Below are 25,276 nucleotides of genomic sequence, written 5' to 3'. Positions count from 1 at the left end.
GCGCGAGATGGGTCAGCGCTTGGAGGAGGCGGGCAGCAGGGCGGCCCAGTGAGACGGCGGAATGCTGCCCAGGTATTCAAACCGCGACTGCCCCAGCGGACGCAGCACCACCATCGTTCCCTCGGGCTTGACGAAATAACCCATCAGGTCCGCCATGTTGGGCGCGTGGGCCACGATGACGCGGTTGGTGCCGGCAGGAACCGGGGTGGATACCAGGGCCCGCGTGGCGGCGATCACCGGCTTTTTCTGCTCGCTCGTCAGGTTGGCGGTGTAGGCCAGAAGGGGCTCTGCGCGCAGCAACTGGGGCTGCGTGGCAAAGGTGAGCTGTGCGCTTTCGCGCGCCCTGCACAGCGGGCTGTGGATGACCTCGCCCACGGGAATGCGGGCACGCTGCAGCGTCACACCCAGTTCGCGCGCCTGCTGCCGCCCGGCATCACTGAGGACCCGCTGGGTATTGCAGTCGTTCAGGTCCACCTGCGGGGCCTGGTCCACCCGGCTGCTGTCGGTGGCGCCATGGCGCAGGTACAGCACAAAACCGCCCCGGCGCATTTGCGCCAGCAGGGCGGGGCTGACGAGAGTTTCCTGAAAGTCCTGGTCCTGTGCGCTGCATCCCCCAGGCCACCCTGCCGCCGCCGCAACGGCCAGCACACAAGCACCCACCGTGGCCCGGCAGACGGGCGGGCTGCCGCGCAGTGCGATGGCCGGGGACAAGGCAAGCATGCTTCACGGCTCCAGCGCGGGCACCGGGTGGTCTGCAAACTGCTCGGCGATGGCTGCAAACTGCGGCACCAGCTGTACGAACGCATCACAGATGTCGGGGTCGAAATGCTGGCCACGGCCGTTGCGGATGATGTCCACCGTGTCGTCGAGCGTGAACGCGCGTTTGTAGTGGCGGCGCGAGATCAGCGCATCAAACACATCGGCGATGGCCATCAGCCGTGCGGGTAAGGGGATGGCGTCGCCCTGCAGTCCCTCGGGGTAGCCCGAGCCATCCCACTTTTCGTGGTGGCCTGCCGCGATCTGACGTGCTGTCTCCAGGAACTCCAGCGCTGAGTTTCTGGGGGCGCTGGCCGGATGGGCCAGCTGCTGGCGCCCCATCTGCAGCACGCTGCGGATGGCCTCGTCGATGGCGTCGGCACCAATGCGGGCATGGGTCTTCATGATCTCGAACTCATCAGGGGTGAGCTTCCCCGGCTTGAGCAGGATCGCGTCGGGGATGCCCACCTTGCCGATGTCGTGCAGGGGCGCGGCCTTGGCGATTTGCTGGCGCTGGTGGGGACTGCCCAGCAGGTGCTGAAAGCGCGGGTGGTCCTGCAGGTGCAGCATCAGTGCCTCGATGTAGGCCTGCGTGCGGTGCAGGTGGTTGCCGGTTTCGTTGTCGCGCTTCTCGGCCAGCGTGGCCATCGCGTGCAGGCTGAAGTCCTTGATGAGCTCGTTTTCGGCCATGCGCCGCTGCACCTCGGCGTCCAGGTAGCTGTTCTGGTCGGCCAGCCAGTCGCGCGCGGCCTTCAGCTCCAGATGGGTGCGCACCCGCGCCAGCAGCACGGCGGGCTTGATGGGCTTGGCCACGTAGTCCACAGCGCCTGCTTGCAGGCCGCGTTCTTCGTCCGCGATGGCGTCGAGGGCGGTCACGAAGATCACCGGGATCTCGCGGGTCTCTGGCGCGGCACGCAAGGCGGCCAGCACCTCGTAGCCGTCCATCTCCGGCATCATCACGTCGAGCAGGATGATGTCGGGCACCGGCTGGGTGTGGGCGACCTGCAAGGCCCGCAGCCCCGAGTTGGCCACGCGCACGTGGTAGTACGGGCGCAGGAGCTGGCCGATGACAGTCAGGTTTTCGCGGGTGTCGTCGACGACCAGTACCGTTCTGAGCAGGGCTTTGTCATCGGTCGGCAAAAACATGGTCGGGGTGCTTTCGGGCTACCACGCAGAGAATTCGCTCTGGTGTAAGTGCATGTTACTGCCCTTACAGGAGCTGACAAGCTTTCCGTGGTGCGGTGGTCGGGTAGCACATCGCATCCATGCGTTGCCGCCGCAGCACTTGTCGGGCCGGGTGCGCCCCTTTTAGCCAAACGACCGCGCTGCGGCCAGGGCACCCATGCGCTGGCTGATGGCAAAAAACTCTGCCACGGTATCGTCAATGATCTGCTGCGCGGTCTTGACGGAGTCAATCAATCCCACGGTCTGCCCGGCCAGTGCAGGGGCCGCCTCCATGTCACCGTCAAAGTACACACGCTGGATGTCCGCAAAGCTGTCGGCGGGCATCAGGCCCGCCTCGTGGATGGCCTGGGTGCGCTGCGACTTGAGCGCGCGGATGCAGGGGCTGGCCTTGGTGTTGAGCATCCAGGTGCTGGTCACGCCCGCATCGACGATGGCGTTCTTGTAGTTGGCATGCACGGGGCTTTCGGCGCAACTCACAAACCGCGTGCCCATCTGCACGGCCTCGGCACCCAGCGCAAAGGCTGCGGCCATGCCGCGCCCGTCGCAGATGCCACCGGCTGCGACCAGCGGCACGTCCACCTGCGCGCGAATGGCCTGCAGCAGCACCAGGGTGGAGACCTCTTCGGGGTTCTTGAAGCCACCGCCTTCACCGCCTTCGACCACCAGGCCGTCAATGCCTGCGTCCACGCATTTGAGCGCCGCGTCCACTGTGGGCACCGCGTGGTACACGGTGATGCCCGCGTCCTTCAGCGGCGCGATGAACTTGGCCGGGCTGCCCGCCGAGGTGGTCACAAACTTCACGCCCGATGCGCACACAAAGCGCAGCATGGCGTCGTCCTTCAAAAAGCGGATGGGCAGGTTCACGCCAAACGGCAGGCCCAGCGCGCTCATCTTGGTGATCTCGGCCTGGCAGTTGGCGGTTTCGCCCGACGATGTTTCGATGATGCCCAGCCCCCCCGCGCGCGACACCGCCGAGGCCAGCTGCGTGCGCGCGATCCAGCCCATGGGCGCCTGGATGATGGGGTAGCGCGCACCGGTGTGGGCGAGGACGCGGTTGGTAGCGGGTGCGGTCATGGGCGGTGTCTCCTGATTTTTTGGGTGCGCCCATTATTTCGACGGGTGTGCTGTCGCTGTGTCGCCCGCGTTACGGGGCCGGGGCGGGTGTCTCTTGCCAGGGCAGCTGCACAAACAGGCGCTGCCAGTCGGCGCAGGGCGGCACAGCGGAATCGTCGGCGGGGAGGTATCCGCAGCCCCAGCCTGCAGGTCCCGGCCAGCGCAGCCCGCTGTCAAAAGTCATCGCCGCCCCCGTTACGGGGTGGGGCACCCTGAGCTGCCAGGCATGTAGCCACAGCCGCTGCTGGCCCAGTCGCTCGGCCCACCAGCGGTTGAGCGGGCCCTTGCCATGCGTGGCATCGCCAATGATGGGGTGGGCCAGGTGCTTGAGATGGCGGCGGATCTGGTGGCGCCGCCCGGTGGTGGGAAGTGCCTCGACCAGCGAGGCGCGCGTGGTGGCAAAACGCGCATCGCTGGCCTCGGGCAGCGTGAGCTGCGCCAGCCGCCGAAAGCATGTGTGAGCGTCCTGCACCGCCGCATCGGAGGGGGCATCGTCTGGCTTGAGCGCGTGGTCCACCTCGATGGCCTCAGGCGCCCAGCCGCGCACCATGGCCAAGTAGCGCTTGTGCGTGGCGCCATGCTCAAAGGCTTGCGACAGTGCCCGCGCTGCATCGCTGTGCAGCGCCATCACCAGCACGCCGCAGGTGCCCTTGTCCAGCCGGTGCACCGGAAACACATGCTGGCCCAGTTGGTCGCGCAGGGTCTGCATCACAAACCGCGTCTCGCCCGCGTCCAGTCCCGTGCGGTGCACCAGCCAGCCGGCAGGCTTGTAAACGGCCACCAGATGCTCGTCGCGCCAGAGGATGTGCAGGGGAGGGGGCATGGAGGAATATGTGTGCGCCATCGCGGGCTAGGGATCCTCTGCACGAATCTCGCTGGCCAAGTGAGCGCAGCGGATCGGGAGGGGCTGCAAGGCGCAAAACGCAGCAATAGCCGTCGCTATTGCGAGTATTTGCAACGCAGCAGACCGCCCGAGGCCGCTGATGCACACGGCGCGCTGATTCGTGCAGAGGATCCCTAGGGGAAGGCGCGGATTGTGCCGCACGCGCCGCTGCCTACACTGGTCTCGTTCAACCCTTGCAAAGGATGCCCAGGTATGTCCGCAGGAGACTGGAAAGACATGTACGCCGCCGCCGTGGCGGGCGATTTGGCGCTGGTGCGCCACCACATCAGCGCGGGCGTGAACCCCAACTACCAGCATCCCGAGATCCTTTGCACACCGCTTGTGGCCAGCCTCATCCACGGCCACGATGCCATTGCGCATTACCTGTTGGCCCATGGGGCGGACCCGATGCTGCGGTCCGACTTTGACGACATGACCCCGCTGGAGGCTGCGCGCCGTTATCGGCGCACCGAGTTCATTGGCATGCTGCAGGCGCAGGGTGCGAAGGAGGAGCGCAAGCCGTTCTGGTGGCGCTGGTTGCCGGTGTGAAGGCGAAGTGTGGGCACATCGGTACAGCCCGCGCAGCCCGGGCTAGCGGCCGCCGTGTAAGGCCTCTGCCGCACCAGCGGCGTATCCCTTGGAGGAAAACCGCGAAGCGAATCAATGGGGGCTTGTTTCCTTCGCACGCATCTTGGCGCCGATGTACTCGCCGTGCGTCACATGCAGCAGGCCCGCCACCTTGCTGATGGTGTGCATCTCGTTCTCATCCGGCCGTGCGTCCGCATAGGCCACCTGCCACATGGCTTCGACCAGCCGGATCTTCTCGGCCTGCGTGAAGTGTTCGTTCAACTGGCTGGTGAAGTGCTGGTAGTCGTAGGCCGTTCGGGAGGTGGTGGTGGCCTGGTCCAGCAGTGCCTGCAGTTCCTCGTCCGACAGTGCAAACTGCTGGCGCAGTGCGCTCTCCATCACGCCGCGCTCCGCTTCGCCCAAGGTCGCCTTGGTGCGCACCACCTCCACCAGCAACACGGCGGCTGCCAGTTGCAGTGCCCGTGCACGCTCGGCCGGCGAGGGTGTGGGGTGCAAGGGAGCAATGCTTTCCAAAAGTTCTTTGAGGGCTTGGAACATCGTGAGCTTACGAGGCTGCGTGAATGGGATGGATGCGTCAGGGGCGGCGTTGGTTCCGCTGCTTTGACGGGGTGGGGATGCTCTGGCTGCGCAGTTTGAGCTCGGTGTCCTGCCATGCCCCGGCGACAATCGGGGGCCATGACGAAGAAAACCATACTCCCCCTGCAACTGCTGGTTGCCCCCGACAAGAACGACCCCGCGCCGCTGATCCTCTACCACGGGCGCAATTGCCCTGATGGCTTTGGCGCGGCGCTGGCGGCATGGCTGTACTACGGCGACCAGGCTGAATACGTGGGGCTGGACCACGGCGATGTCAAGACCGTGGACGACCTGCCGCCCCTGCAAGGCCGCGCGGTGTACATCCTCGACTTCTCGTTTGCCAACGAGGTGATGGCCGCCATCGATGAGCGTGCCGCCAAGCTGGTCATGCTGGACCACCACAAGAGCGCCGCCGAAAAGCTCACCGGCTTTGCCTGCCGCTGCGGCGTGGTGCACTTCGACATGAACAAGTCGGGCGCGCGGCTGGCGTGGGAGTTTTTCCAACCGCACGAACCGATGCCTGCGTTGTTCAAATACGTGGAAGACCGCGATATCTGGAAGTGGGAGTTTGCCGAGAGTGCCGCCTTCCTCTCGGCCCTGGACATGGAAGAGCAAGGCTTTGCGCGCTGGCGGGAGATTGCAGACTTCACGCCCGAGCAGCTCCAGCAGTTCATGGTGCGCGGCGAGGCCATGGACCAGAAGTACCGCAAGCTCTGCGCCGACATTGCCGAAGGCGCGCAGCCGCTGGTATTCAACGGCATCACGGGCCTGATGGTCAATGCCCCGGGCATGTTCCACAGCCTGGTGGGCGACATCCTCTCGGCCAAGACCGGCACCTTTGCGCTGATGTGGAGCGCGGGCGAAAAGGGCGTGAAGGTGGGGCTGCGCTCGCAGCGCAACTTTGACTGCATCGCGCTGGCCGAAAGCATGGGCGGCGGCGGCCACGCGCAGGCCTGCGGCTTCAAGATGAAGGTGGAGCGCCTGCCCGAACTGTTGACAGGCATCTTCAACGCGTAGTGCTGGTGTGATTTGGAGAGAAAATCGCCCGAAGCGATACAACTGCATGCCTGAGAAGCTATCAAAAATATAGTGAACGGAGTGGAGCGCGAGCGCGGCTAGACCAATCGCAGGTCCGCGCCTTGGGTCCCTGGAAACACCCGCGCTACGGCCGCCGCGTTCAGCCCGTACATCCGCGCGAATAACCCGCCCAGCACACTGCGGTAGTCGTTGAGCACGGGGTAGTCGCGGTTCTGGAACAGCGTGGTGGCCGTGAGCGCCTGCTGCTCGCCCACGATGCGGCCGCCATTCACCCCGCCGCCCAGCACCCAGAACACTGTGCCGTGGCCGTGGTCTGTGCCCCGGTTGCCGTTCTCGCGGAAGGTGCGGCCAAACTCGCTGATGACCACCACCACCGTGGACTTCCACGCCGGGCCCATCTCGTCGGCAAAGCCTGCCAGGCCCCGGCCCAGTTCCTCCAGGCGGTTGGCCAGCGCGCCGGTGGCAGCCCCTTGGCCCACATGGGTGTCCCAGCCGCCCACGTCCACAAAGCCGATCTGGTAGCGCGACTGCATCAGCCGCGCCATGCGCCGGGCCGTGCCCTCAAAGCCCTTGGTGCTCAGCGCATTGCGGCTGGCGGCTTCCATCTCGCCCTGCATGGTGCGGGCCACTTCGTCGCGGGTGGCAAAGCCTTCGTTCACCGGCGTGGCCAGCGCTGTACCCCGGTACATGGAGGCGATGAGTTCGGCCTGCCGCGCATCCACACCGCCCCGCCCGGCGCCTGCGCTCAGCGCGGTGTTGGGCACATCCACCGCCCCGCGCAGCACCAAGGGCAGGGTGCTGGTAAACGCCATGGGTTGCAGCGCCGCTGCAGTGCTATCGCCGCGCGGGTTCAGCTCGGCCACTAGTCGGTTCAGAAAGCCCGATCGGTAGTCACGCCGCCTGCCCAGGGGCTGGCCCAGCTCGATGCTGTCCTGCGTGTCGAAGTGGCTGCGCGAGAGGTCGTCCGTGCCCGCAAACGGCACGAACGCGAGCTGGTGCTGCTGGTACAGCGGCAGCATCGATTCCGCCAGTGCCGGGTGCAGGCCCCAGTCGGCTGTGAGCGGCAGTGCGCCGCCTTCCTGCCCCGGCCGGGCGATGGCGATGTTGGGCCGCGTCTCGTAGTAGTAGCTGCTGGCCGTAGGCACGAGCAGGCTGGCGCAGTCGTAGCCACCGCGCAAGAACACCAGCAGAAAGCGCGTGTCCTGCGCGCGGGGTGCGGCGAGCACGCTGGCGCTGTGCACGCCCAGGCCCGCACCAAGGGCACTGGCGCCCAGGGCCTGGAGAAGGTGTCGTCTGTGCAGCATGAAGCTTCTCCTCAGCCGTGCATGAACTCGGGGGACGCGAGGAACAGTAGATTCCATTCGCGCGGTGAGGTGGCCTGCGCCAATGCGTTGCGCGTGGCCGGGGACCAGGTGGGTTCCATGGCGCGCACGTAAGCCGTCTGCGCCAGGGCGGGCGGCATGCGCGGCGCGGCGCGGGGCGCTGCGTCATCGCTTGCTGGCGGGGTTGCCAGAGCGCCTGCACCCAGGGCCCGCGCCATTTCAAAGCGCGTACTCATCTGCCCCGAGCCCGACCACGACGCGGAGTCCAGCGGGTAGCCGTCGGGCGTGACGCGGCCATACAGGGGCTCGGCCAACCGTTGCAGCCAGGCCAGTGCCGGATCGGTGCTGGGCAGCACAGCGTCGCCATGGGCCAGTCGCAGGCCCGCCAGCGCATAGTGCACTGGGTCCCGAAACCGCTGGCCGAGAGATGCGCGGAATTCTGGCGTGTGGAACAGCGTTTCCAGCACTGCCGCAATGTCGCCGTCGGTGCGTTCAAAGCTGCGGGCCAGGGTCTGCAGCAGCGCGGGCGGCGGGTTGTCTCCCACCAGAAAAAGCGCGATCTTGCGCGTGATGAAGCGTGCGGTGGCAGGCGCGCGCGCCAGGCGGTCCAGCGCCTCGTCCACCTCGGCCAGGCCCTCGGTGCGCAGCGGCTGGCCGAGCAGCGTCTTGGGCTCCCAGTCATGCCGGTGGGGGTTGAACTCGAACAGGCCGTCGCGCACGTAGTGGCGGCGAAGCGCGGGCTTCATGCGCGGTGGCTCGTCACCTGGCGGCCGCTGCGAAACGCCCACGCCGGTCAGCACGCGGGCCAGCTCCTGCACGTCCTGCTGGCTGTAGCCGCCGTCCACGCCCAGCGTATGCAGTTCCATCAGCTCGCGCGCATAGTTTTCGTTGATGCGGCCTGCGGCGTTCTGCGCGTTGTCCAGGTAGCGCAGCATGGCCGGGTGCCGCGCGGTTGCACCCAGCAGGTCGCGAAAGCGGCCCAGTGCGTGGGGGCGTATTGCGCGTTCCTCGTAGTCACCCACCAGGGCGCGCAGGTTGCCCTTGCCGGCAAACACGTTGAAGTGGTTCATCCAGAACCAGGTCATCTTCTCGCGCAACTGGGTGGGCGAATACAGCGCGCGCAGCACAAACCGGGCGGCCGCCTCCTGCTGCAGGGCGCGCATGTCCTGCTGCCATGTCTTCAGTGCGGCCTTGCGCTCGTCTTCGGTAGGCAGGGCCTTGGCGGCGCGGTGGCGGGCTTCCATGTCGGCTGCCAGCGCCTCGATGGGGGTGCGCGAGATGGTCATGGCGTCGATCTGCGCCTGGGCCTCGCGCGGCAACGGTGCGTTGCCACCGGGGCGCAGCTGGCTTGCCAGGTAGGCGCTGATGCCTAAGCCGCCCAGCGCTTGCACGCCCTGGCCGGTGCAGCCCCAGGTCACGCGGTCGAGCAGGTGGGCCTGCGTGGGTTCGTCGGCGGACGCCCAGCCGCCAGTGCTTACGGCGTTGGGCGATGCAGGGGGCGCAGCCTGGGCCGAGGGCCCGGCGCCAAAGGCCGCAAAAGCCGCCATGCCCAGCAGTAGCGTGCGGCGGTGGAGGGGCGGAGGGGAGTGGGGGGTCATGGTGCCTCGCTGGCTGCCAACCAATGGTGACCCCCATGGTGCCGCTGCGATCCACCGGGTGCAAGGCGGCGCAGCGGGTTTTACCTGCGCGATACAAACGCCAGCGAGGATGTATCGAGGGGTTTCGTGACTCGCCCCGCAGGATGCGCGTTACGGCGAAGGTGCCGCGCCCGTAGCCTGCGCGGCCTCTTCAAAACGGTCCACCTTGCGCAGGGTCTGGAACGCCAGCATCCAGCCACCCACCACCCCCAGGGTGCACAGTCCGCCCACGATGGCGGCAGGCACCACGCCCAGCCAAGCGGCGCTCGTGCCTGCGCGGAATTCGCCCAGTTCGTTGGACGAACCGATGAACAGCATGTTCACCGCGTTCACCCGCCCACGCATGGAGTCGGGCGTGGAGAACTGCACCAGCGCGCCGCGGATGTACACGCTGACCATGTCGGCGGCGCCAGCCACCAGCAGCGCCGCAAACGACAGCCAGAACAGCGTGGACAGCGCAAACACCAGGTTGGCCACGCCAAATACCGCCACGGCGATGAACATGGTGCGGCCCACATGGCGGTTGAAGGGCCGCATGCTCAGGTACAGCCCGGCGCTGACCTCGCCGACCGCCATGGCACTGCGCAGCGCGCCCAGGCCTGCCGGGCCCACATGCAGCACCTCTTGTGCGTAGATGGGCAGCAGCGCCACCACGCCGCCCAGCAGCACGGCAAACAGGTCCAGCGAGATGGTGCCCAGAATGATGGGCCGCGTGCGGATGAAGGTGATGCCCGCGCCAAAGCGCTCCAGCATCGTGCCCTGTGCGGGGCCGGGCGCCGTGGCATGGGCCACCACCACGCGCAGCAGCAGCGCCACGCCCAGCACAAAGCAGGCGCAGCAGATGGCATAGGTCAGCTCGCCGCCGCCCAGCGCGTACAGCAGCCCGCCCAGCAGCGGCCCGCCAATGCTGGCCATGCGCATCAGCATGCTGTTGGCGGCGATGGCCTGGGCCAGTTGCGCACGCGGCACGATCTGCGGCAACAGGCTTTGCATGGCCGGGCCCGAGAACGCGCGGGCGCAGCCATACAGCACCAGCACAGCATAAATGCCCGCCACGCCGCTGCTGCCGTGGCCCGACAGCCACCACAACAAGGCGCTGCACACACCGCCCACCGACCAGGCCAGTGCCAGGATGCGCTTGCGGTCAAAGCGGTCGATCAGGTCGCCCGCGGGCAGCAGCAGGGCCAGCATCGGCAGAAACTGCGCCAGCCCCACATAGGCCAGCGCCAGGGGCTGGCGGGTCAGGTCGTACACCTGCCAGGCCACTACCACAGCCTGCACCTGGGTGGCCACCACGGCCACCACGCGGGCGATCAGGAAAGAAAGGAAACCCGCGTGGCGGTAAACGCTGGCAGCTTGTTCTGGCGCGGTAACGGCGGCGTGCGGGGTGGTCGGCTCTGGGGTGGGCATGGACGGGGTCGGGACGTGTGGGGTGTACGGCAGGCATGGCGCCGCACCCGTGGGCGGGAGCGCCGATGCTAGCGTTTGTGGGCGCGGTCTGCTGTCAAGGGCTGGTAAAGCCGCCACGCAGACGCCTCTTTGCAAATTACCCCGGCGCAGTCAACGACGATGCCGGTGCCGGTAGTCCCACGGCGCCAACGGGCGCTTCTGGGACCACAGGCCCGCATGCTGCGCCTGCGCAGAACGCTGCAGGGGCGCCAGGTGGGGATAGCCGCTGGCGTACGGCGTGTAGACCCAGGCCATGCCAGCGCGCACCTGGGCCGTGGCTACGTCCGTCCCGCCGCAGCGCACCTGCGCCACCATGCGGCCATAGCTGTCTTCGTCCACCGGTTGCAGCGTGGCCCGTTGCCGAAAGCACAGTTGTGCCAGATGCTGTCGCGACTTCTGCCCAAACGCCTGACGGGATTCGGGCGCGTCGATGGCGGCGATGCGCACCTTGACCTGCTGGTAGGCACCGGGGGCGCCGCAGCGGGCGGTGAGGGTGTCGCCGTCGCTGATGGCGACGACCAGGCAAAGCAGGGAGGCGGCGAGGGGCACTGGGGGCTTGAATGTGGGTGGGTGGGCGCCGGCGGCGGTGTGGGGGCTGCAGCGGGCTGATTGTGGCCGGATGCGCTACGGCAGCGTGCCTTGATAGCTATGAATAGTATAGCGTTTGCGATTGGCCGGAATGGGGTGGCAGGCAGACACAGGGGCTGGCGCGAGGCGCCTGTTCGCTGCTCCGAAGTCCTTTCTGGCACTCAGCGCAGCGCCGGGCTTTTTTGCTTCAAGGTGTTACCACACCGATGTGTACACGGCGCGAAGAATATGGGGAACCGGGAGCGGTTACTGCCGTCAGACACCCCAGGCGCTGTGACAATGGGGTGCATTGCCCAGCGCGTTCGTTTCGCGTTTGGTTTGAGCTTGTTATCGTCGGCACTAGTGTGCTGTCCCGCAAATAGCTGCAAGAAATGAAATCGATGGCATCGCGCCCAGGGCAAGGCGCAAACCGCAGTGATAGCCGTAGCTATCGCGAGGAGTTGCAACGCAGCCCTGGGGGTGAGGACGCGATTTCATGTGCAGTTATTTACGGGACAGCACACTAGCCACCCACCACCCAAGGAGTCCCGGTTTTGCGTTTCCCCTGGTCCACAGAATTCCATGCCTCCCCATCCGCGCTTGTGCGCGCTGCCGCCGTGGCCCTGGCCTGTGGCGCGACCTTGGTCATGGCAGGCTGCACCAGCACGGGGGTCAAGACGTTTGGCGTGCAGGAAAACTTTGGCTCGGTTGCCACCTATTCGCGCCTGTTTGATGCCACCCCGGCCCAGACCTGCGAGGCGTCCCGCCGCGCGCTGCTCAGCCAGGGCTACGTCATCTCGTCCAGTTCGGCCGATCTGGTCGAGGGCAAGAAGAGCTTCCAGCCCGAGCCCGAGTCGCACCTGCAGATGGTGGTGCGCGTGGTGTGTGTGCCCGAGGCCAACGACGGCAAGGTCAGCCTGGGCTTTGTCACCGCCACGCAGGACACCTACGCATTGCGCAAGACCAACAACTCCGCCAGCGTGGGCGTGGGCGCCATCGGGTCGGTGTCGCTGCCGTTTTCGTCCAGCAGCGAATCGCTGGTCAAGGTGGGCAGCGAGACCATTGCCAAAGACACCTTCTACGACAGCTTTTTTGACCTGGTCAAACGCTACCTGGTCATCGACCAGGCGTTGGCGGACTGAGCCGCCCTGGCGGGACAGACGCCCGCACGCAGGCACTCAGCGGTCGGAGCGTGGCGGCACCCGGTAGCGCAGCTCGGCAAACACGCCGCCCAGCGTGGTTACGGATTGCAGCTGCAGCGGCGGCTGCACCACACGGCGCGGAAACAACGGGGTGCCCGCGCCCAGCGTGACCGGCGCCACCTGCACGATCAGCTCGTCCAGCAGGCCTGCATCGTCAAACTGCCCCACCAGGTCACCCCCGCCCACCACCCACACATTGCGGCCTGCTGCGGCCTGCACCATGGCCTGGTGGACGGGCCGCACATCGCCACGCACAAAGCGGACATCGGCGGCCGCAATGCTGCGCAGCGTGCGTGTGCTGAACACCCAGGTGGGCGGTGTGTACGGCCAGGGCTGCCCCGCATCGATGGCATGTTTCAGCATCCATTCGTAGGTGTGTGAGCCCATGGCCAGCGCGCCCACGTTGCGGATGAATTCGGGGTAGCTGGAGCCTTCGATCTCGCCAAATTGCAGCAGCCAGTCCAGGTCATGGTCGGGCGTGGCGATGAAGCCGTCGAGGCTGGACCCGCCGTAGAACTGTGTAGTGGTCATGCCCGCGCACTGTAGGGACCGGCTGCTGACAACGTGCTGGCAGCAGGCGCGGGTGGGGTCTGCCCGGTGCATTCATCGGCCAGAGGCCCCAGGTGACTCAAGGCAGCTGCACCGTCTCCGCCAGGTGCCCGTATACCGTCGCAATGCGCCGCAGGTGGCGCGACTCCGGGTGGGTCAGCAGCCACAGCTCGGTTTCGCCATCGGCCAGCGCGCCCGTGAGCGGGCGCAGGTCGCTGCGGCTCTGGGCCAGAAAGAGGGGCAGCACCCCCACGCCCATGCCCAGGGCCACCAGTTCCATCACCGTGAGCAGGCTGTTGACGCGGTAGGTGGGCTGTGCCCGGGGGTATTGCTTCTTGCGCCAGCGCACTGAAGGGTGGTCGGGCAGCGCGTCGTCGGGCGCAATCCAGGCGGCGCGGCCGGCCTCCACGTCCGACAGGGCCAGCGGGCTGGCAGCGCCTGCATACAGGGCCGAGCGGATCATGCCCAGCTGGCGCCCTACCAGGTGCTGCGGCGGGCGCTTGGTGGCGCGCACGGCGATGTCGGTGTCACGCCGCGTCAGGCTCACCAGCTCGTTGCCGGCATGCAGCTCGTACACCAAGGCCGGATGCCGGGGCTGCAGCAGCTGCAGGGCGGGGGCGATGAGGCCATGCAGGATGGTGTCGGTGGTGGAGATGCGCACCGTGCCCGACACCTGTTCGGGCTGTGCCTGCGCGGCAGAGCGGGCGGCCTCCAGGGCGGCTTCCACACGCTCGGCCTGCTCGGCCAGGGCCTGGGCCAGTTCCGACGGGCGGTAGCCAGCGCGTGACCGGTCGAACAGCGACTGGCCCAGCCCGCGTTCAATGCGCTGGATGGCGCGGAACACCGTGGACGCGTCCACACCCAGCCGCTCCCCGGCGGCGGCCAGGGTGCCGGTGCGCACCATGGCCAACAGCACTTCCAGCTCGGCGGCGCCCAGCTGGTATTGCACTGATGCAACGGTTGATTTCATGGTTGCTTATTTTGTTTGCGTTGTTGCAAGCGTAGATTTTGCCTGTCGCTGGCCGGCGCTGTGTACCGATGGGTATCCGTGGGTGCCGAGGAGCGACATATTCCAACCCTTTTTACAGAAAGCCCCGTTCCCATGAAGCTCTACTACGCCCCCGGTGCCTGCTCGCTCGCCGTCCACATGGCCCTGCGCGAGGTCGGCGTTCCGTTCGATCTGGTCGAGGTGGACCTGGTGCACCACACCACAGAGACCGGTGCCAGCTACCTCGACATTTCCCCGCGCGGCTATGTGCCCCTGCTGGAGCTGGCCGACCAGTCGCGCCACACCGAAGCAGCGGCGCTGCTGCAGTACGTGGCCGACCTGGACCCGTCGCGCGCATTCATCGGTCAGCCCGGCTCCAGCGAGCGCCTGGCCGTGCTGGAGTGGCTCACCTTCGTCAGCACCGAGCTGCACAAGGGCTTCAGCCCCTGGCTCTGGCACAAGGAGACGGCCGACTCCACGCGCCAGGCCGTCAAGGCCAAGCTGGCTGTGCGTTTTGCCGAGATGGACGCCGTGCTGTCGCGCAGCGACTTTCTGGCGGGCCGCTACAGCGTGGCCGATGCCTATGGCTTCACCATCGTCAACTGGTCGAACCTGCTGGGCATCCCGCTCACTGCCTACCCGCACCTGCAGGCCTGGATGGCACGCGTGGCGGCCCGCCCGCAGGTGCAGGCTGCGCTGCGGGCCGAGGGGTTGCTGTCGTGATGGCCCAGACCACAGCGCCCGCTGCGCTCACTCTGGTCTCGCACGCGCTGTGCCCCTATGTGCAGCGCGTGGCCATCGTGCTGCACGAAAAGGGCCTGGCGTTTGAGCGCCGCACCATCGACCTGGCCCGCAAGCCCGACTGGTTTCTGGCGATCTCGCCGCTGGGCAAGACTCCGGTCTTGCAGGTGCGCGGCCAGAGCCTGTTCGAGTCGGCCGTGATCTGCGAATACCTGGACGAGGTGGCCATGCCCGTGCTGCACCCTCAAGACCCGCTGCAGCGCGCGCGCCACCGGGCGTGGATGGAGTTTGGCTCAGCGGTGCTGAACACCATCGGCGCCTTCTACGCCGCGCAGGATGAGGCCACGCTGCAGGCCCGCGCGCAAGACCTGCGCAGCCGCTTTGTGCAGATCGAAGAGGCGCTGGGCCAGCGCAGCGCACCGGGGCCGTACTTTGCGGGGCCGCACTTTGGCATGGTGGATGTGGTGTTTGGCCCGGTGTTCCGGTACTTCGACGTCATCGACACCTTGCCAGGCATGGATGACTTGGCGCTCTGGCACGGCTTGCCGCTGGTGCAACAGTGGCGCGCAGCGCTGGCGGCGCGCCCTTCGGTGCAGCAGGCCGTGGGTGCGGACTATGCCGAGGGCTTGCGGGCCTTTTTGCGCGCGCGTGGGTCAGCCCTGTCGCGGCGCATGCAGCCGGTGGCCGCGTAGACCCCGCACGCCTACCAGCTCAATCCGCCCAGGTGCCCGGCGCCAGCCCGTCCAGCGTGTACGGCCCGATGGCCGCGCGGATCAGCCGCAGCGTGGGGTGGCCCACGGCGGCCGTCATGCGGCGCACCTGGCGGTTGCGGCCCTCGCGGATGATGAGTTCGATCCAGGTGGTGGGGATGTGTTTGCGCTCGCGGATGGGTGGGGTGCGGTCCCACACTTGGGGTGCGGGCTCCAGCAGCCGTGCGCGGGCGGGCAGGGTGGGGCCGTCGTTCAGCACCACGCCGTTGCGCAGCGCGGCCAGCGCAGCCTCATTGGGGATGCCCTCCACCTGCACCCAGTAGGTCTTCTCCATCTTGAAGCGCGGGTCGGCAATGCGGGCCTGCTGCTTGCCGTCGTTGGTCAGCAGCAGCAGCCCTTCGCTGTCGGCGTCCAGCCGCCCGGCCACGTACACGCCGGGCAGGTCGATGTAGTCCTTCAGACCCTGCCACTTGCCCTCGGGCGTGAACTGGCTCAGCACGCCGTAGGGTTTGTTGAAGCGGATCAGGCACGAGGTCATGGGGCTGGTTTCAAGCAAAAAGGGCCGGATGCGCTAGTGCAATATGCACTGGATGCTATCAATTGCATAGTAATGAAGCCCTGCACCATCAGGCCGGCACGAACAGTGCCGGGTCCACCATGGTGCGGTTCAGCATCACGCCCCAGTGCAGGTGCGGGCCGGTCACGCGGCCGGTGGCGCCCACCTTGCAGAACGCGTCGCCTGCCTGCAGCACATCGCCCACGCGCACCTCCATGCTGCTCAGGTGGCAGTACATGGTGAGCAGGCCCTGGCCGTGGTCCAGCCACACCGTGCCACCGTTGAAGAAGTAGTCGCCCACGTCAATCACCCGGCCCGGCAGCGGCGCCACGATGGGCGTGCCCGTGGCGGCGGCAATGTCCATGCCGCTGTGCGGATTGCGCGGCTGGCCGTTGAACACGCGGCGCAGCCCGAACGAGCTGGACCGCCGCCCCGGCACGGGCACGCGCATGCGCAGCGATGCCAGCGCCACGCCGGCGGGCTGCTCGGTGAAGGTGGCCATCACCTGGGCCTGGTGGTCGCGCTCGCGCTCGTAGCGGGCCTGGTCCTCGGGCGACAAGTCCACCGTGCGGGGCGACACCTTGAGGTGCTGTTCCTTGTACTGCTTGGGGGCCACGCTGTAGTGCACCAGGCGCGGGGTGCCGCCGCCTTCGGGCAGCACGCTGATGAAGGCATCGCCCGGTGCTGCCGCCAGCGGAATGCCCACGATGGCCGTCCACTCAATGGCATCGCCCACCACGCGCAGCGGCACATCCACCTCGCCCTGGCGCACCTGCGCCACCGGCCGCGTGGCCGCCGGGCCCAGCGACAGCCGTGCCACGCCGCCGGGCACCTGCAGCGCCTGGGGCCACACCGTGGGTGCGGGGGGCAGAGGCTTGGCGTGCAGGGGCGCTACCAGGGCGGGCTGCGCCAGCAGGCCCGCCGTGCCGATCAAGGCGCTGCGGCGGGTGACGGAGAGGGTGGGGCGGAGGGGAACAGGGCGGGCAGATTCAGGCACGGCAGAGAAGGGCGAGAGCAAAAAACAAAGAGGCAGCGCGAGGAGCTGGCGCGGGAGCAAAGCGCACCGCTGTCACGGCCGGAAAGGGGCGATTGTGCCCCCGGTGTTGGCGGCGTCCACCTACATCGCCGCGGCATGGCGCCACCTACCATCGCGCCATGCCTTCCGCCGCCCCTCGCCGCCGCTCCACCATGCTCACTGTCTTGCTCACGGCCCTGGCCACGGGGGCCCTTGTCCTGTTGGCACTCAACTTCACGGCAGGCGAGAAAAAAGTGCAGCAACAGCTGCCACGCCTGTACAGCACCGCCCACCCGCAGTTCGAGCGCGCCCTGGGCAGCCTGCTGGGCCCGGGCATTGTGGGCGGCAATGCGGTGACGGAGCTGATCAACGGCGACCAGATCTTTCCGCCCATGCTGGCCGCGATCAAATCCGCTCAGAAAAGCGTCACCTTCGAAACCTACATCTACTGGTCGGGCGACATCGGCAAGCAGTTTGCCGACGCCCTGAGCGAGCGCGCCCGCGCCGGTGTGCCCGTGCATGTGCTGCTGGACTGGGTGGGCAGCGCCAAGATGGAAGAGAGCTACCTGGCCGAGATGAAGGACGCCGGGGTGTTGATTGAAAAGTTCCACAAACCCCACTGGTACAACCTGGCCCGCCTGAACAACCGCACCCATCGCAAGCTGCTGGTGGTGGACGGGCAGGTGGGCTTTACCGGCGGCGTGGGCATTGCGCCCGCGTGGACGGGCAACGCGCAAGACCCCGAGCACTGGCGCGACTCGCACTACCTGGTGCGCGGCCCCGCCGTGGCGCAGATGCAGGCCACGTTTCTGGACAACTGGCTCAAGGTCACTGGCAAGGTGTTGCATGGCGAGGCGTACTTCCCAGCCATTGCTCCGGCGGGTGGGCAAAAGGCGCAGATGTTCTCCAGCTCGCCGTCGAGCGGCAGCGAGAGCATGCAGCTCATGTACCACCTGGCCATCACCGCGGCCGAGCACAGCATCGACCTGTCGGTGGCCTACTTTGTGCCCGACGACCTGACCCGCAAGCTGCTGATGGATGCGCTGGCACGCGGCGTGCGCGTGCGCCTGGTCACCCCCGGCGAGCACACTGACACGGAAACGGTGAAGGCCGCATCCCGCGCCACCTGGGGCGAGCTGCTGCAGGCCGGGGCCGAGATTTACGAGTACGGGCCCACCATGTACCACTGCAAGGTCATGATCGTGGACCAGCTGCTGGTGTCGGTGGGCTCCACCAATTTTGACAACCGCTCGTTCCGCCTGAACGACGAGGCCAACCTGAACGTGTATGACGCCGCGTTTGCGCAGCGCCAGACGCAGGTGTTTGAAGACGACATAAAGCGGTCACGCCGCGTGACCTATGAGGCCTGGCTGGAGCGGCCGTGGAGCGAAAAGCTGCACGAAAAGATGACCGGGCTGCTGCGCTCGCAGTTGTGAGGTGACTGCAGCGCCCGGTGTTTCACGGGTCAGTGCGTCACAAACTCGTACGCCACTTCTTCACTCTCCACCATCTCCAGCACTTCGTTGAGCTCGTCTTCGTTTTCGCTGCTGCTCCACATGTCTTCGGGGTCGTTGGCGAACAGGGGCTCGATGGCCAGGTCCAGAAACTTGTTGTCGGCCATCTGAATGACCGGCGTGCCTTCCGAGGTTTCGACCAGTTGCCAGTCGTCGGGCACGGTCATTTCGAGCTGGATGGTGACGTTGAGTTTTTTCATGGGGTTCCTTGTTGGGAAGGGGGGTGGGGGGCGCGCCAGCCGTTGGCAGCGCCTTCAGGGCATGCAGGGTAACCCAGCAGGGTGGCAGTGCCTGCGCGGTGCCATCATGGGGCACGCACAGTGACACGCACATGGCACGTTGAATGCTTGGTGCTGGCGTATTCTTTGGTGGTCCCGCCTGGGCTGGTGCGTGCAGCATTGGCCGGGCGGGCCGATTCATCCCTTCTGCACCCCTTTGTCTTCTGGAGCCCTTTCCCATGATCCCCAAGAAAACACTCGCCGTGGCTGCGGCCGCCCTGTTTGCCGCCATGTCCCTCGTCTCCCAGGCCGCGCATGCCGGCCCCCGGCTGGACAAGATCATGGAGGCCAAGGTCATCCGCGTGGGCACGCCCGGCGACTACCGCCCATTTGCCATCAAGACCGACGCGGGCTACAGCGGCCACGACATCGACGTGATCGAAACCATGGCCAAGGAGCTGGGGGTGAAGATCGAGTACGTGCAGACCTCGTGGCCCAACCTGGTGAAGGACCTGCAGGGCGACAAGTTCGACGTGGCCGTGGGCGGCATCACCCGCAACGTCAACCGCATGCGCATTTTTGACATGCTGCCCGGCTACGCACCCTTTGGCAAAGTCGCCCTGGTGCGCGCGGCCGACAAGGCCAAGTACACCAGCGTGGACGCCATGAACCAGCCCACCGTGCGCGTCATCAAGAACCCCGGTGGCACCAACGAAACCTATGTGCTGGCCAACCTCAAGGCCGCCCAGGTCAGCACGCACGACAAGAACGCCGAGATCCCCGCACTCATCGCCGAGGGCAAGGGCGACGTGATGATCACCGAAACGTACGAAGCCCTGCACTACGCCAAGGCCGACCCGCGCCTGGCCGCAGCGTTTGCGGACGCACCGCTCACGCCCAAGAACTACCTGGGCTTCATGCTGCCCACCGACGACGCCGACTATGTGCGCGTGATGGGCTTTGTGTGGGGCCTGGTGGACAGCCGGGGCACTATCAAGCAGGCGGCAGACAAGTGGTTGAAGTGATGGCTTTGAACTGACGTGGGCCTGGCGCGAGGGGGCAGTGCGTTACTCGCCCGGAATCTCCGGCTCCACCAGCAGCGCCAGCAGCTGCAGCGACTCCTGCCAACCCAGGTAGCACATCTCGGTCGGGATCACCGCCGGGATGCCCGCCTGCACGATGGACACCTCGGTGCCCGTCATCACCTTTTTGAGCTGGATGGTGGTGCGCATCTCGCCCGGCAGGTCGGGGTCGTCAAACCGGTCGGTGTGCACGATGCGCTCGCCCGGCACCAGCTCCACATACTCGCCGCCAAATGCGTGCGTGCCGCCGCTGCTCAGGTTGGTGAATTGCATGCGGTAGCTGCCACCCACGCGCGCATCCAGACTCAGCACCCGGCCCGTGAAGCCATGGGGCGGCAGCCATTTGCATAGGGCGTCGGCATCCAGAAACGCGCGGTAGATGCGCTCTGCCGGTGCGCGCAGCACGCGGTGCAGGGTGACGGTGCCGGTAGCACCGGCGGCGGCTACGGAGGTGTTGGGGGTCGTCATGCAGGATCTCCTTACGGGAATCGGGTGGATGGATGACAGCGTGCGCCTCAACACCATGGCGGTCAATGGCCCGGGGCGTTTACGCGTTCACACCCCTACGACGAATGGGCCGGTGCGTTTTCGACAACCCGCCGTGGCCTTCGCCCATCTTTTTGCAAGATCGCGCCGCCTCAGGCTGCCACCGTGCGCACCCCAAAGCTCTCGCTGCCCTGCGCCCAGGCCAGCAGCCGGTCGATGTTGGGGTGCTTGCCCGGAAAGGCGCGCGCATCCGCTACATGCTCCGCATACCACTCCAGCCCCAGGCTGGCAGCGGCAGGCGTGATCTGCCCGCCATACAGCGCCGCCAGCGCGGCATACACCACCAGCGACCCGGTCTGGCCGGGCTTGTTCTCGATGGTGGCCAGTGTTTGGCCGTCCGCGCCCAGCAGTTGCAGGGCGGCGAGGTGGCTGGCGGAGGGGAGTTGCTTCAGGCGGTCTGCGAAGTTCATGGCAGTCAAATTCAAGTGAAATGGGCCGCAAGCGCCAGAAGATCATGCGCGAGCAGCTATAAAAAAGTGAGTGGCTGATAAAGCGGGGCGGAATCTTAAAGGATGCGGGCCGGGGCCCTGACTTTGAACAGGCGCTACCGTTGACCAGGCGCTCACGCCTGCCACACCCCAAACCCCGCCGAGCGCAGGTCGATGCCGATCTCGATCTCCCTGTCCACCGCCTCCTCGTAGGTCATGGGGTTGAAGCCCTCGTACAAGTCCGGCAGCAGCCGCAGGCCGTACTGCGTCACAAACCGGTTGGCCTGGATGCCCGCCTTGTGCTTGTCAAACCGCACATCCGGGTCCAGCCCCGTCATGCCCACGTACACGCAGGGCTTGCCGTCGATGTAGCCAGGGTTGCACTTGCGAAAGCGCGGCTCCAGCAGCACGTCTTTGGAGAGTTCGACCACATAGACGTTGTGGTGGGGCTTGCGGCGGCGCATGGGGCAATGGCAGGGTAGAAGCAGGCCGTCTGGTTGCCTACTCGTCGTCCTCATCCGCCAGCCCGTCATCCCGCAGGCGCCGGTCCAGCTTGCCGCGCAGCGCATCGGCGTCTTGCAGGAACTGGTCCACCGGCACCGCAGGGGCCACGCGCAGGGCGGGCGGGAACAGGCTGCTCATGTACAGCTCGCTGCCCAGCCGCATGCGGTTGAGCCACTGCGCGCCCAGCCACGACGGCACACCCAGCAGCACCACAGCCGCCATGGCCCAGGCCAGGCCCAAGCGGCGGCGGGGCAGCACGGTGGCCAGGTGGGCGTACAGCGCGCCGGCCAGCACCAGCACCATCAGCACCGGGGCAAACCGCGACAGCGACTCCAGCGAGAACGTGAACGCCGTCAGATAGCTCAGCAGCTGCACCGCGTCGGCCACCAGCACTGCGGCGCACGCGATGCGCACGTGGCGCCAGAACCGCAGCTGGCTGCCAAACAGCTTGTTGGCCACGGACCACAGACCCGCCCAGGCCCCCACCACCGCCAGCGTGGTCAGCAGCAACAGGGGCAGCGATTTCAGGTACTGCGCGGCGTCGCGGGCCTCCAGCCACGACTCTCCCAGCCCGGCCAGCAGCACCAGCACCGCCAGCGCGGCCGTGGTGCCCACCGTGCGCCACGGAAACTGCGGCAGCGCCTGCTCCTCGGCAATGGGCGCATCGGCCAGGCGCAGGTGGATGTGGGTGTGGCCCAGGTCGATGGGCATGCCATCGGGCCAGTCAAAGCGTTCGCCCTGGGCATGCTGCTTGCGCTGCAGGCGTGCGCCGTTGCGTGTCTCCAGCACCTCGACCTGCACGGTGCGGGGCTCGTCCACCGCGCGGTCAATGCGCAGGTGCCGGGGCGCCACAAACGGGTCGTCCAGCACCAGGTCGCAGTCCAGCGCGCGGCCCACGGTCACGGGCCAGCGGGTGATGGGCGCACGCGCCAGCAGCGCGCCGTGGCGGTCAAAAGCCTCGATCAGCCCCAGGGTGGTGGTCGGCATCGGGCTCATGGTGCGGCCTCCCAGCGAAAGGCCTTGAGGTAGTGGCTGGCCAGCTTCATGCCGTTGTCAAACGCAATGCCCTGCACATCCAGGCGGCCCAGCACGCCCTGCGTGGGCTGGTTGACCGAGATGGCCAGCACCGTCATGTTGTACAGGCCGGTCAGTTTGCGGTAGGCCGACAGGCACACCACCGCGCGCAGCGGCACGCTGCCGGGGTCCACAAACCGCTCGGTGCATTCGGCCGCCGTCTGGTGGCGGTTGCCGCGTGTGGGCAGGCGCTCGTTGGCAAAACTTTGCGAATACATGCGGGCAAACCGGGCGGCGCCCAGCGTGGGCGCGTTGTAGGCCTCGTAAGACAGGCGCACAGCGCCGGTGCTGAAGTCGCCCGCCACCACGTCGCTGTCGGCCTGGCATTGCGTGCGCTCCAGGTTCAGGCCCGGGAAGGCCGGGTCACGCCCCGATCCCCAGCACCGCGCCAGCGCATCGTCAGGCACCGGCAGTCGGTAGTTGCCGTGGCGCTGCTCGCGAAACGGCGCTTTCAAAAAGCGGTCCGTCAGCAGTTGCTGGTGCTCCATCAGCTGCCGCGTCATCTCTGCATGTGCGGCCTGGGTGATGGGCTGGGCATTGGCTGCGCGCTGCACCAGCGCCTGCGCAAACTCGGCTGGTATCAAGAAGCTGACCTGCTCGCCGTCGAGCCGCTTGGCCACGTTGACGCCCAGCACCCGGCCCGCGTCGTCCACGGCGGGGCCGCCGCTCATGCCGGGGTTGAGCGCGCCGCCAAAAAAGATGCGCGGGTAAAAGCTGCGCTTGACCAGGCCGTTGTAGGTGCCCTCGGTCACCGCAAAGCCAATGTCCAGCGGGTTGCCCAGCGAGTAAATGCGCTCGCCCTGCGCCAGTGGGTCGGTGGTGGGGCGAAAGCTCAGCACCGGCGCTGCTGCCGTGCGCCCCTTGGCGCGCAGCACGGCCAGGTCGCGCTGCACGTCAAACGCCAACAGCTCCACCTCGCCCTCCTGCCCCTCCATCGTCACGTACACGCCCCGGTAGCGCTCGGGCTCCAGCGCCAACTGGCTGGCCACGTGAAAGTTGGTGACGATCAGCCCATCGGCCGACACAAAAAAGCCCGAGCCAATCGACGCTTGCGTGCCCGCATTGCGCAGCAGCGTGCGGATCTGCACCAGCTTGTCGCGCGACAGCTCGTAAATGCGCCGCGCGTCGCGCGACAGCAGGGCTGCATCGGCCGCTGTGGGCGCGGCGGCTGCAGCGCCCCCCGGTGTGGGCGCTGTGCCATCCACAGGGGCACTGCCCGCCGGGCGCATGGCCGGGGTGCTGGCAGCTGCGGGTTGGGGGGCGGGCTGTGCGTGCGCCAGCGCACACAGCAGCAAAAGCAGCGACGAGGTCGCCAGCCGCAAGGGCCGAATCGAAGGGAAGGGCATCGCGGTATTCTATGAACGCCCTGCGACAAGCCTTAGGGATGTCCTGCATAACTCCCTGCGGTCTGTGATAGCGCGGCCTCGGGCGGTCCACTGCGTTGCTTTTTTTGCCAATAGCTCGGCTATTGGCAAAAAAAGACGCCTTGCGGCCCATCCCGATCCGCACTACCACCGACTCGCGAGGGTCATGCAGGACATCCCAGAGCGGCTAACAAAACTCTTCTGGCGTCGTTGCTGCGTCTTGTCGTACTGCTCGTACTGCCTGCGACACAGCGCCTGGCCAGAACCGCTTCGCTGAGTTTTGTTAGCCGCTCTTATTGGTGTTGTCCTTTCCGTCAGCCCCGTTGGCCGCCGGGCCCACCATTCACCAGCCACTCCACCCCACGCACCCATGCAACCCACCCACACCTATCCCATCGGCACGCCAGGCCAACCCTGGGGCGCTGCAGAACGCGAGCAGTGGCGCGCACGCCAGGTGCGCCAGCGCAGCTACGCCGACGACGTGCTCACGGCCATCGAGGCACTGCGGGGCCGGTTTGACGTGGAGATGTATGGCGACGTGATTTATGCCGATACCCAGCACCCGGCAGAGCGCTTTCCCCTTCGGGCCCTGCGCAGCCGCGAGTGGCAGCCCGGCCTGCCCGCCGTGCTGGTGACCGGGGGAGTGCACGGCTACGAAACCAGTGGCGTGCACGGCGCACTGCGGTTTGTGGACACGCACGCCGAGCGCTTTGCAGGCCGCGTCAACCTGCTGGTGGTGCCGTGCGTGAGCCCCTGGGCGTACGAGCGGTTTCAGCGCTGGAACTTCGACGCCATCGACCCCAACCGGTCGTTCCGCGACGGCTCGCCCGCACAAGAGTCCGCCGCCCTCATGCGCCTGGTGGCTCCGTTGCACGGCCAGTTTGCCGCCCACATCGACCTGCACGAAACCACCGACACCGACGAATCCGAATACCGCCCCGCCGTGGCCGCGCGCGACGGCAAGGTGTTCGAACCCGGCAGCATCCCCGACGGCTTCTACCTGGTGGACGACACCGACAACCCCCAGCCCGCCTTCCAGCAAGCCATCATCGACGCCGTTAGCCGCGTGACCCACATTGCGCCTGCAGACGAGAAGAACGAAATCATCGGCACGCCCGTGGTGGCGCCGGGCGTCATCCACTACCCGATGAAGCAGTGGGGCCTGTGCGCGAGCGTCACCGGGGCGCGCTACACCACCACAACCGAGGTCTACCCCGACAGCCCCCGCGCCACGCCCGAGCAGTGCATTGAGGCGCAGGTGGCGGCGGTGTGTGCGGCGGTGGAGTTTGTGCTGGCCGACGCGCAACTCTGAGGGTTGCGGCCCCCAGCGGCACGGCTTCGTATTTTTGGTGCTTTCTTGGCGCTCGTTACCCAGCGCTTCCCAAAGCGCCCAGCAGCCGAGCACTCACCTCGGCTTCATCGAGCGCCGCGAACGCCATGTTGTGCTGCTCCGTCAGCGGCCCATGGCCCGGCTCCATGCGGCCTGCGGCGTCGTAGCCCATGGCCTTGAACTTCCACACCCCGCCGACCAGCTTGAGGGAGCCCACATGCGCGCCATCGGCATTGTGGACTGACACCACGCCAGCGTTGACGGGCACCAGCTGCAAGGGGCCAGCCACCTGGCCTGGCGGCACATGGGCGAAGGTGGGGGTGAACGGAGGCGTCATTGAG

At 67.0% G+C, this 25,276-nt stretch carries 28 protein-coding genes; 8 read left to right on the top strand and 20 right to left on the bottom strand.

Annotation, left to right across the window (positions count from 1 at the left end; genetic code table 11):
• Positions 1-12: 12 nt before the first annotated feature.
• The 4 genes from ACOYR4_RS16215 to ACOYR4_RS16200 all read right to left on the bottom strand — a co-directional run bounded on the left by ACOYR4_RS16215 (position 13) and on the right by ACOYR4_RS16200 (position 3,877).
• Entirely contained in the window at positions 13-720 is a 708-nt protein-coding gene (locus ACOYR4_RS16215) for a histidine phosphatase family protein (protein ID WP_422847313.1), read from the bottom strand.
• Positions 721-723: 3 nt separating this feature from the next.
• On the bottom strand, positions 724-1,902 hold the full coding sequence (locus tag ACOYR4_RS16210) for a response regulator (RefSeq protein ID WP_422847312.1): 1,179 nt from the start codon (positions 1,900-1,902) through the stop codon (positions 724-726).
• A 162-nt stretch (positions 1,903-2,064) separates the two neighbouring features.
• Entirely contained in the window at positions 2,065-3,015 is a 951-nt protein-coding gene (locus ACOYR4_RS16205; protein ID WP_209819909.1) for an NAD(P)H-dependent flavin oxidoreductase, read from the bottom strand.
• 70 nt (positions 3,016-3,085) lie between these two features.
• Positions 3,086-3,877, bottom strand: a complete 792-nt coding sequence (locus tag ACOYR4_RS16200; protein WP_422847311.1) for a pseudouridine synthase — start codon at positions 3,875-3,877, stop codon at positions 3,086-3,088.
• Between the two features lie 273 nt (positions 3,878-4,150).
• Between ACOYR4_RS16200 and ACOYR4_RS16195 the strand changes: the two genes are divergently transcribed.
• The gene (locus ACOYR4_RS16195; protein ID WP_015015009.1) at positions 4,151-4,486 is read left to right on the top strand and encodes an ankyrin repeat domain-containing protein; all 336 of its coding nucleotides are present in this window, start codon (positions 4,151-4,153) and stop codon (positions 4,484-4,486) included.
• A 111-nt stretch (positions 4,487-4,597) separates the two neighbouring features.
• Here the strand turns inward: ACOYR4_RS16195 and ACOYR4_RS16190 are convergent, their stop codons facing one another.
• Entirely contained in the window at positions 4,598-5,020 is a 423-nt protein-coding gene (locus ACOYR4_RS16190) for a TerB family tellurite resistance protein (protein ID WP_422847310.1), read from the bottom strand.
• Between the two features lie 180 nt (positions 5,021-5,200).
• On the opposite strand from ACOYR4_RS16190, the gene ACOYR4_RS16185 reads away from it, so the two are divergent.
• A complete protein-coding gene (locus ACOYR4_RS16185; RefSeq protein ID WP_422847309.1) occupies positions 5,201-6,118 on the top strand; it encodes a DHH family phosphoesterase in 918 nt (305 codons plus the stop codon).
• Positions 6,119-6,216: 98 nt separating this feature from the next.
• On the opposite strand, the gene ACOYR4_RS16180 is transcribed toward ACOYR4_RS16185, so the two are convergent.
• The 4 genes from ACOYR4_RS16180 to ACOYR4_RS16165 all read right to left on the bottom strand — a co-directional run bounded on the left by ACOYR4_RS16180 (position 6,217) and on the right by ACOYR4_RS16165 (position 11,096).
• Positions 6,217-7,443, bottom strand: a complete 1,227-nt coding sequence (locus ACOYR4_RS16180; RefSeq protein WP_422847308.1) for a DUF1501 domain-containing protein — start codon at positions 7,441-7,443, stop codon at positions 6,217-6,219.
• An 11-nt stretch (positions 7,444-7,454) separates the two neighbouring features.
• Positions 7,455-9,059 carry a DUF1800 domain-containing protein gene (locus ACOYR4_RS16175; RefSeq protein WP_422847307.1) on the bottom strand — a complete coding sequence of 535 codons (1,605 nt, stop codon included), beginning with the start codon at positions 9,057-9,059 and terminating at the stop codon, positions 7,455-7,457.
• 150 nt (positions 9,060-9,209) lie between these two features.
• Entirely contained in the window at positions 9,210-10,508 is a 1,299-nt protein-coding gene (locus ACOYR4_RS16170) for an MFS transporter (protein ID WP_422847306.1), read from the bottom strand.
• Positions 10,509-10,658: 150 nt separating this feature from the next.
• Complete coding sequence (locus ACOYR4_RS16165; protein ID WP_110961022.1) at positions 10,659-11,096, bottom strand: thermonuclease family protein; 438 nt, start codon at positions 11,094-11,096, stop codon at positions 10,659-10,661.
• A 665-nt stretch (positions 11,097-11,761) separates the two neighbouring features.
• On the opposite strand from ACOYR4_RS16165, the gene ACOYR4_RS16160 reads away from it, so the two are divergent.
• Complete coding sequence (locus ACOYR4_RS16160; protein ID WP_051022730.1) at positions 11,762-12,256, top strand: DUF2242 domain-containing protein; 495 nt, start codon at positions 11,762-11,764, stop codon at positions 12,254-12,256.
• Between the two features lie 36 nt (positions 12,257-12,292).
• On the opposite strand, the gene ACOYR4_RS16155 is transcribed toward ACOYR4_RS16160, so the two are convergent.
• A complete protein-coding gene (locus ACOYR4_RS16155) occupies positions 12,293-12,847 on the bottom strand; it encodes a dihydrofolate reductase family protein (RefSeq protein WP_422847305.1) in 555 nt (184 codons plus the stop codon).
• Between the two features lie 97 nt (positions 12,848-12,944).
• On the bottom strand, positions 12,945-13,835 hold the full coding sequence (locus ACOYR4_RS16150; RefSeq protein ID WP_422847304.1) for a LysR family transcriptional regulator: 891 nt from the start codon (positions 13,833-13,835) through the stop codon (positions 12,945-12,947).
• A 132-nt stretch (positions 13,836-13,967) separates the two neighbouring features.
• On the opposite strand from ACOYR4_RS16150, the gene gstA reads away from it, so the two are divergent.
• Together gstA and ACOYR4_RS16140 are read left to right on the top strand one after the other, a co-directional pair.
• Entirely contained in the window at positions 13,968-14,576 is a 609-nt protein-coding gene (gstA, locus tag ACOYR4_RS16145) for a glutathione transferase GstA (protein WP_422847303.1), read from the top strand.
• Positions 14,576-15,286 carry a glutathione S-transferase family protein gene (locus ACOYR4_RS16140; RefSeq protein ID WP_422847302.1) on the top strand — a complete coding sequence of 237 codons (711 nt, stop codon included), beginning with the start codon at positions 14,576-14,578 and terminating at the stop codon, positions 15,284-15,286. The genes gstA and ACOYR4_RS16140 overlap by 1 nt, the downstream gene beginning before the upstream one ends.
• Before the next feature lie 19 nt (positions 15,287-15,305).
• Here the strand turns inward: ACOYR4_RS16140 and ACOYR4_RS16135 are convergent, their stop codons facing one another.
• Positions 15,306-15,842 carry a pseudouridine synthase gene (locus ACOYR4_RS16135; protein WP_422847301.1) on the bottom strand — a complete coding sequence of 179 codons (537 nt, stop codon included), beginning with the start codon at positions 15,840-15,842 and terminating at the stop codon, positions 15,306-15,308.
• 88 nt (positions 15,843-15,930) lie between these two features.
• Entirely contained in the window at positions 15,931-16,857 is a 927-nt protein-coding gene (locus tag ACOYR4_RS16130; protein ID WP_422847300.1) for a peptidoglycan DD-metalloendopeptidase family protein, read from the bottom strand.
• A gap of 191 nt (positions 16,858-17,048) precedes the next feature.
• On the opposite strand from ACOYR4_RS16130, the gene ACOYR4_RS16125 reads away from it, so the two are divergent.
• Positions 17,049-18,311: a phospholipase D-like domain-containing protein gene (locus tag ACOYR4_RS16125; RefSeq protein WP_422849677.1), complete on the top strand. Its 1,263-nt coding sequence runs from the start codon at positions 17,049-17,051 to the stop codon at positions 18,309-18,311.
• Positions 18,312-18,340: 29 nt separating this feature from the next.
• Here ACOYR4_RS16125 and ACOYR4_RS16120 read toward each other — a convergent pair whose 3' ends face one another.
• A complete protein-coding gene (locus tag ACOYR4_RS16120; RefSeq protein ID WP_015014994.1) occupies positions 18,341-18,589 on the bottom strand; it encodes a hypothetical protein in 249 nt (82 codons plus the stop codon).
• 257 nt (positions 18,590-18,846) lie between these two features.
• Between ACOYR4_RS16120 and ACOYR4_RS16115 the strand changes: the two genes are divergently transcribed.
• The gene (locus ACOYR4_RS16115; protein ID WP_422847299.1) at positions 18,847-19,632 is read left to right on the top strand and encodes a transporter substrate-binding domain-containing protein; all 786 of its coding nucleotides are present in this window, start codon (positions 18,847-18,849) and stop codon (positions 19,630-19,632) included.
• Positions 19,633-19,674: 42 nt separating this feature from the next.
• Here ACOYR4_RS16115 and ACOYR4_RS16110 read toward each other — a convergent pair whose 3' ends face one another.
• The 5 genes from ACOYR4_RS16110 to ACOYR4_RS16090 all read right to left on the bottom strand — a co-directional run bounded on the left by ACOYR4_RS16110 (position 19,675) and on the right by ACOYR4_RS16090 (position 23,587).
• A complete protein-coding gene (locus tag ACOYR4_RS16110; RefSeq protein ID WP_422847298.1) occupies positions 19,675-20,157 on the bottom strand; it encodes an SRPBCC family protein in 483 nt (160 codons plus the stop codon).
• Between the two features lie 170 nt (positions 20,158-20,327).
• On the bottom strand, positions 20,328-20,645 hold the full coding sequence (locus ACOYR4_RS16105; RefSeq protein WP_291447094.1) for a DUF2322 family protein: 318 nt from the start codon (positions 20,643-20,645) through the stop codon (positions 20,328-20,330).
• 152 nt (positions 20,646-20,797) lie between these two features.
• Positions 20,798-21,127: a hypothetical protein gene (locus tag ACOYR4_RS16100; protein ID WP_291447092.1), complete on the bottom strand. Its 330-nt coding sequence runs from the start codon at positions 21,125-21,127 to the stop codon at positions 20,798-20,800.
• Between the two features lie 37 nt (positions 21,128-21,164).
• Positions 21,165-22,163 carry an FHA domain-containing protein gene (locus ACOYR4_RS16095; protein ID WP_422847297.1) on the bottom strand — a complete coding sequence of 333 codons (999 nt, stop codon included), beginning with the start codon at positions 22,161-22,163 and terminating at the stop codon, positions 21,165-21,167.
• The gene (locus ACOYR4_RS16090) at positions 22,160-23,587 is read right to left on the bottom strand and encodes a S1 family peptidase (protein WP_422847296.1); all 1,428 of its coding nucleotides are present in this window, start codon (positions 23,585-23,587) and stop codon (positions 22,160-22,162) included. The genes ACOYR4_RS16095 and ACOYR4_RS16090 overlap by 4 nt, the downstream gene beginning before the upstream one ends.
• 388 nt (positions 23,588-23,975) lie before the next feature.
• Between ACOYR4_RS16090 and ACOYR4_RS16085 the strand changes: the two genes are divergently transcribed.
• On the top strand, positions 23,976-24,917 hold the full coding sequence (locus tag ACOYR4_RS16085) for a M14 family metallopeptidase (RefSeq protein WP_422847295.1): 942 nt from the start codon (positions 23,976-23,978) through the stop codon (positions 24,915-24,917).
• A gap of 55 nt (positions 24,918-24,972) precedes the next feature.
• On the opposite strand, the gene ACOYR4_RS16080 is transcribed toward ACOYR4_RS16085, so the two are convergent.
• Positions 24,973-25,272 (bottom strand): hypothetical protein, encoded by a 300-nt coding sequence (locus ACOYR4_RS16080; protein WP_422847294.1) that lies wholly within the window; start codon positions 25,270-25,272, stop codon positions 24,973-24,975.
• Between the last annotated feature and the right edge of the window lie 4 nt (positions 25,273-25,276).

This window comes from Acidovorax sp. M14, assembly GCF_049331375.1.
GTDB lineage: Bacteria > Pseudomonadota > Gammaproteobacteria > Burkholderiales > Burkholderiaceae_C > Acidovorax.
This window is presented reverse-complemented; position numbering and strand designations above follow the sequence as displayed.